This is a genomic window from Streptomyces sp. S6 (genome assembly GCF_054880855.1).
In genome coordinates this window covers 1-5809 of the sequence record NZ_JBTYMC010000372.1, presented here as the reverse complement: position 1 = coordinate 5809, position 5809 = coordinate 1, and the positions used below count along the sequence as shown (strand labels likewise).

Below are 5809 nucleotides of genomic sequence, written 5' to 3'. Positions count from 1 at the left end.
CGGGCGTCACGGCCGCGAACGCCGCCGCGCGGACGGCGTGGTGGGCATCGGCGGTGAGGGGGCCCTCGGGGCGGCCCAGGGCGGTGAGGTCGAGGAGGGCGGTGGAGGCGACGGCCGAGTGGACGTCGACGCGGGACAGGTACAGGGGGCGTCCGCCGGTCGCCTCGTCGAGCTCCGCGCGCGTGGGGGGCCGTCCGCCGGGCCAGCGGGAGGCGTCCCAGCCGTGCCCGAGGAGGACCTTGTCGGCGGGCCGGGCCTCGGCGAACGCGCGCACGCGCGCGAGGGCGTCGGCGAGGGAGGGTGCGTCCGAGAGGTCCAGTCCGGTCAGGGCGAGGCCGGTGGCGGTGGTGTGGACGTGGGCGTCGGTGAACGCGGGGGTGACGAGCCCGCCGTCGAGGTCGATCACCTCGTCGACGCCGTCGGCGAACGCGTCCGCCGCGCCTTCCGAACCCACCCAGGCGACCTGTCCGCGCTCGACGACCATCGCGGTCGCGAACGGGTCGGCGGGGCTGTGGACCTCTCCTCGGCGGAGCAGGACGGTCTGGGGGTCGGGGGTGCGCTCACTCATGGGGGACAGTGTCCCGCCCGGTGGAGGGGGCTCGGCACGCAGGGGTCGGGCCGGCGCCCCCGCGCCTCAGATCCGCGGCGGCCGAGCCTCGTACGGCGTCGACAGCACCACCGTCGTCCGCGTGGACACCCCCGCCAGGGCCCGCAGCCGGCCGAGGAGTTCCTCCAGCTCGTGCGGGGTCGCCACCCGTACCTTCAGGATGTAGTTCTCGTCCCCCGCGACGCTGTGGCACGCCTCGATCTCGGGGACGCCGGAGAGCCGGTCGGCGATGTCGTCGGGGGCGCTGGGGTCGAACGGTTTGACCGAGATGAAGGCGGTCATGGGCAGTCCGACGGCCTCGGGGTCGACGACGGCCGCGTACCCGCGGATCACGCCCCGCTGCTCCAGCCGGCGCACCCTCTGGTGCACGGCAGACGTGGACAGGCCCGTGGCCTTGCCCAGGTCGGTGTAGCTCATCCGCCCGTCCTTGACGAGCAGCTGCACGATCTGTCGGTCCAGCTCCTCCATGGCGATGAACCTACAGTGTGCTTGAACGCTTCGTATACCTATACAGCCCCGGTCATAGTCGGCTCGCGAGGTGCGCGTGGGGCGGGAGGGGATCACGGGACGGCGCTCGGCCACTCTGACACCTCCCCCTGGCATGTGACGAACGCCACACCGCTCGAACGCGCTCCGTGACGCCCCCGTGATTACCGCCGAGACCGGCTGGGAAGTGCTTGCTGTGGTCGAGGCCGCAGCGCCTTCACGGCCCCAGCCCGAGGGGGAGAATCCCATGCAGAGTGTCAACCGCCCTGGCCGCACCGCGCCCAAGCGGCTCCAGTCCGTCGTCGAACTCGCCCCGGAGGGCGTCGATCCCGACGAGGACGGCTACGGCGACGAGTTCGACGCGTACGACGCCGCGGACCTGCTCCGGGTCGTGTGCCCGGACTGCGCACGGCCGATCGCACTGCTGGCGGACGAGGAGGTGCTGCCGGAGCACGCGCTGTGCGCCTCGCCGTGGAACCCGTTCGGGCTCACGGTCTGCGGCGGGACCGGTCGCGCGGCGACGGAGGCCCGGTCGGCCGCCGAGGTGTTCCAGGAGCAGGAGCGGGACATCGCACCGGTGCTGACGCTCCCGCAGGGTCTCGACTGGCGCACCCAGCCGTTCTCGCACGTCGGCGGCCCCGGCTCGCGTCCGATCCGCGCGACGTTCCCGGCACGAACCCGGACGACGGTCCGCCGGGCCGCCTGAGTCATTGTCAACATCCTTCAGTCATACGGGAGTTGACGGACCGTCAGTCCGCCTCGCACCTCGGTCCGGCGCCCCCGGGCCGGGGCGGCTCACGAACTGACGCCCGACGCGGGAGCGGCCGTGACCTCGACGCGGCCCGCGGCGTTGCCAAAGTATGACTCCCACATATTCGACACCGGGCCGGCATCGCCAGCGGTTCGTCCCCGCGCCCTTCGAGTTCTTACCGGCCGCCCTGGAGTCACCGGTGGACCCGCCCATCTACCTTGCGCTGATGCGGACTTGGGCCGACCGGGGGCGGACTCTGCCGGGGCGGCAGGACCCGGAGTGGAACAGGCTGGCGGCACCGCAGGTGCGGCCGGGGCAGTTCGGGGGGCTGCCGGGGGGCGAGTTCCCGACGGGGCTGTGGGAGAACGGCGGTTGAGTGCGCCGGGAGTTCAACTCGGCGTCGGCCGACGGCTGTTGACACGCCCCCGCCGAACGGCCTTTGCCGCACCGCCGGTTGCGCGACCGCCGGCTCAGTGCTCGCGGCGCGCTTCCTTCGGCGCCGGGTACGCCGGGTCCAGTTCGCCGACCGCCCGGAAGACCCCACCGAGCGTCTTCACGAGCAACTCCCGCATGTCGTCCCGGGAGAGCGGGCCGGGGCGGTCGATCCAGTCGAGGGCGGCGCCCTCCACGCTGCACACCCAGGAGAGCAGCCCCATCCGGGCGAGCGGAGCGATGTCGGTGCGACCGTAGGCCCCTTCGGCGATGGTCGCGACGATCGCCTCGCGCACACCGTCCCGGATGCCGTGCACCTCGGCGTCGAAGCCGACGCCGCCGCTGACGATCGTGCGGTAGGCCGCCTGGTTGTGCTCGGCGTAGCGCAGATAGCTGTCGATGGTGCGGTGGACCCGGTCCACCTGCGCCAGTTCGAGACCGCTCGCGGCGAAGGTGACCAGATCGGCGACGGAGTCCTGGATGATCGCCAGGTAGTAACCGCGCTTGGACTGGAAGTAGTAGTAGATCAGCCCCTTGGCGACGTGCGCCTGACGCGCGATGTCGTCCATCGAGAGCGCGTCGTAGGAGGTGTCGGCGAACAACTTCCGCCCGATGGAGATGAGTTCGGCGCGGCGAGCCAAGGAGCGCTCGGTGCCGCGGGCCCTGGGGCGGGCGGCGTCGCGCTGTGCGCTGATGTTCAATACTCGACCCTGGTCTCGGGCGGTCGGGCGGGACAACCGCAGTATGTCAGGTCAAGCGTGGGTCAGGTCACACGAGATGACGCATCCGGCATGAGCCGGTGGCATGTGTCACAGAAGGCCCAGTTGGGTCACGAGCATCGCGAGGACCACGACGAGGACCCAGCCCAGGGCGTGTTCGACGATCTTCGGGCCGTTCTCCTCGGGGCCGCCGGTGCGGGCGCGGGAGGCGATGGCAGAGTTCGCTGTCATTCGTCCACCTTGCCATCGCCTGGGGCATTTGCGGCCGAGAGCTTGCTCACACGCGAGAGCCCCCGCCGCGGAGGCCGTACGGCAGAATGACGCCGACCGCCGAGCGAGAAGAGGACGACGTGAGCGAGATCCAGAACGCCGACGCCGCGACGCGACGCATCGACACCCGGACAGCGCACAACGCCCGCGTGTGGAACTACTGGCAGGGCGGCAAGGACAACTACGAGGTCGACCGGAAGGTGGGCGATCACGTCGCCGGAATGATCCCCGTCATCCGCGACATCGCGCGCGCCGACCGGGAGTTCCTCGGCCGCGCCGTGCGCTGTCTGGCACAGGAGCACGGCGTCCGCCAGTTCCTCGACATCGGCACCGGCCTGCCGACCCTGGACAACACCCACGAGATCGCCCAGCGGGTCGCACCCGAGTCGCGGATCGTGTACGTCGACAACGACCCCATCGTGCTCATCCACGCCCGCACCCTGCTGACCAGCACCCCGGAAGGCGCCACCGACTACCTGGACGCCGATGTGCACGACCCGGACACCATCGTGCGCCTCGCCGGACGCACACTCGACTTCACCGAGCCCGTCGCCCTCATGCTGCTCGGCATCCTCAACTTCGTCCTCGACGGCGGTGAGGCACGGGCCATCGCACACCGGCTCGTGGAGGCGCTGCCCTCCGGCAGCTTCCTCGTCCTGACCCACCCCACCACGGAGCCCGAGCTGGGCGGCGCCCTCCAGCTGGCGGCCATGGAGTTCTGGAACGCCAACGCCAAACCACCGGTCACCGCCCGCAGCAGCGAGGAGGTCGCCCGGTACCTCGACGGGCTCACACTCCTGGAACCCGGGCTCGTGTCCTGCTCCCGGTGGCGGCCGGAGCACGGTGCGGAGCCCGCGGCCGTACCGCAGTTGGGGGCGGTGGCGCTGAAGCCGTAGCCGCGTGACGGCAGTCGGCGGAGGCGACGGCTTCGTCGAACTCCACCCACGGGCCTACTCGCCCGGCAGAACCCGGACGAACCCCTCGGTCCAGCCGTCCTCATCGAGTTCGCAGGGGTCGAAGTAGAAGCATTCCGGTTCATCACGGAAGCCCGGGAGCAGTCGAGCCTGACGGACGCGCTCTTCGACCCGTTCGAGGGTCGAGTAGATACCGAGCAGTTTCACGTCGTCGCCGTCCGACTCGTCGCAGAAGACGCCGTTCTCATCGACGTGCACGGTGGAGCCGTCGTCGCCCGCTTCGTTCTGGTGGCCGACATGCCACAACGGATACACGACCATGCGCGCGAAGTTATCAACGGCGCGACATCCCCGTCCCCTTCTTTCCTCCGGACCGCCGGGCCCCACACGATCACAGCAGGCCGAGCGACCGCAGCGCGCGATGCTGACCCTGCGTCGGCCGGACCGGCCAGAAGATGTAGCAGACGCCACCACTGCCGGAGCCGACCGTGCCGTCCGCCTTGTAGCGCTTGGTCCGCAGCCAAATAGTCTCCCACTCCCGCCGCCGATAGACCCTCCGCACAGCCTGGTCCGTGGGCGACGCGGGGTCGTTGGCGATGATGTCGCCCTCGGCGGTGAAGCCGATCACGGTCATCAGATGCCCCGCGGTCCCGTACCCCGCGCCGGTCAGCTCCTCCGCGCGGAAGGTCTGGGAGGTGATCGCCGGGATGCCGGCGGCGATGAGGGTCTCCAGGTCGGTGAGGGAGGACAGGCGGGTCACGATGGCCTGGAGGCCGGGGTAGGTGGCCGCGTAGGCGGCGTTGAAGGGCCAGTTGCCGCAGCCCTCGTACTGGTGGTCATAGGTGGAGCGGGCGGCGTGGCAGACCTGGGGGTCGGTGAACGCCGGGTCCACCCAGGCGAGTTGCTCGGCGGTGAGGCGCCCGCCCCAGTACTCGGCGATCATCTGCGAGGAGGTCGGGCTGCACCATGCCTCGCCGCCGCCGTCGTACTGCGGGTACTGGCCCTGGTGGATCTCCTGGGAGTAGCGCGGGACGATCAGCTCCCGTGCCAGGCCGGGGGTGGAGGCGGGGACGGTGAAGCGGTCGGGGACGTCGGAGCCCATGACGCCGGCCCGCCACACGGTCGGGGTGAGGCGGGTGCCGGGGCGGCGGTGGAGGGTCAGGCGCAGGCGGTACGAGGTGAGGCGCAGGCCGCTCGCGGGGTCGTCGATCGCGAGGGTGTCCGTCGAGACGGCGCTGCGGCCGTCCTTCTGTCCGTCGACGGAGGTCCGCCTGATGTCCTGGTCGCCGGCCGCCCAGCGTCCCATCACGTACCAGGGTGTCGCCGTGCCGTCCGAGTAGGTGCCGGTCAGCTCGGTCTGGAGCCAGGTGCCGGGCGGGGTGTCCGCGTTCCAGGACGCGATGGCCTCGGTCGCGGGGACGGCGAACCGCCGCACGGGGGAGGTCCAGGTCGCGTACTCCCACTCGGCGGTGGTCCCGGTGCGCGGGTCGGTGTACGACGTCGTCCCGGCGGCCTCCCCCACCGCCACCCCGGGCCGCGCTCCCCCGCGCACCACCACCCCGTCCCCCTGCCCGCCGCACCAGTCCGCGTACGACGCCCAGCTCCGGAAGCCGGCGGTCCTCGGCGCCGG

The 5809-nt window shown here is 71.5% G+C and carries 9 protein-coding genes; 3 read left to right on the top strand and 6 right to left on the bottom strand.

The features are described 5' to 3' along the window. Nucleotides 1–568: amidohydrolase family protein (locus ACVNF4_RS31465; protein WP_461806286.1), on the bottom strand; the 568-nt coding region annotated here is incomplete at its 3' end. Nucleotides 569–634: 66 nt separating this feature from the next. Next, on the bottom strand, nucleotides 635–1075 hold the full coding sequence (locus ACVNF4_RS31460; RefSeq protein ID WP_010357977.1) for an Lrp/AsnC family transcriptional regulator: 441 nt from the start codon (nucleotides 1073–1075) through the stop codon (nucleotides 635–637). A gap of 265 nt (nucleotides 1076–1340) precedes the next feature. Between ACVNF4_RS31460 and ACVNF4_RS31455 the strand changes: the two genes are divergently transcribed. Continuing rightward, complete coding sequence (locus tag ACVNF4_RS31455) at nucleotides 1341–1799, top strand: hypothetical protein (protein WP_461806285.1); 459 nt, start codon at nucleotides 1341–1343, stop codon at nucleotides 1797–1799. 244 nt (nucleotides 1800–2043) lie between these two features. Beyond that, on the top strand, nucleotides 2044–2220 hold the full coding sequence (locus ACVNF4_RS31450; protein ID WP_461806284.1) for a hypothetical protein: 177 nt from the start codon (nucleotides 2044–2046) through the stop codon (nucleotides 2218–2220). A gap of 94 nt (nucleotides 2221–2314) precedes the next feature. Here ACVNF4_RS31450 and ACVNF4_RS31445 read toward each other — a convergent pair whose 3' ends face one another. Both ACVNF4_RS31445 and ACVNF4_RS31440 read right to left on the bottom strand, forming a co-directional pair. Next, the gene (locus ACVNF4_RS31445; RefSeq protein WP_461806283.1) at nucleotides 2315–2977 is read right to left on the bottom strand and encodes a TetR/AcrR family transcriptional regulator; all 663 of its coding nucleotides are present in this window, start codon (nucleotides 2975–2977) and stop codon (nucleotides 2315–2317) included. Nucleotides 2978–3085: 108 nt separating this feature from the next. Continuing rightward, nucleotides 3086–3226: an SCO1431 family membrane protein gene (locus tag ACVNF4_RS31440; RefSeq protein WP_461806282.1), complete on the bottom strand. Its 141-nt coding sequence runs from the start codon at nucleotides 3224–3226 to the stop codon at nucleotides 3086–3088. A 119-nt stretch (nucleotides 3227–3345) separates the two neighbouring features. Between ACVNF4_RS31440 and ACVNF4_RS31435 the strand changes: the two genes are divergently transcribed. Further along, nucleotides 3346–4161, top strand: coding sequence for an SAM-dependent methyltransferase (locus ACVNF4_RS31435; RefSeq protein WP_461806281.1), 816 nt, complete (start codon nucleotides 3346–3348; stop codon nucleotides 4159–4161). Between the two features lie 54 nt (nucleotides 4162–4215). Here ACVNF4_RS31435 and ACVNF4_RS31430 read toward each other — a convergent pair whose 3' ends face one another. Continuing rightward, a complete protein-coding gene (locus ACVNF4_RS31430; RefSeq protein ID WP_461806280.1) occupies nucleotides 4216–4500 on the bottom strand; it encodes a DUF7336 domain-containing protein in 285 nt (94 codons plus the stop codon). Between the two features lie 70 nt (nucleotides 4501–4570). Continuing rightward, nucleotides 4571–5809 (bottom strand): peptidase C39 family protein (locus ACVNF4_RS31425; protein ID WP_461806279.1); only part of this gene is annotated, 1239 nt, incomplete at its 5' end.

Coding starts and splice junctions, on each gene's coding strand:
- ACVNF4_RS31460 (WP_010357977.1), bottom strand. CDS start 1,075: ATGGAGGAGCTGGACCGACAGATCGTGCAGCTGCTCGTCAAGGACGGG.
- ACVNF4_RS31455 (WP_461806285.1), top strand. CDS start 1,341: ATGCAGAGTGTCAACCGCCCTGGCCGCACCGCGCCCAAGCGGCTCCAG.
- ACVNF4_RS31440 (WP_461806282.1), bottom strand. CDS start 3,226: ATGACAGCGAACTCTGCCATCGCCTCCCGCGCCCGCACCGGCGGCCCC.
- ACVNF4_RS31430 (WP_461806280.1), bottom strand. CDS start 4,500: ATGGTCGTGTATCCGTTGTGGCATGTCGGCCACCAGAACGAAGCGGGC.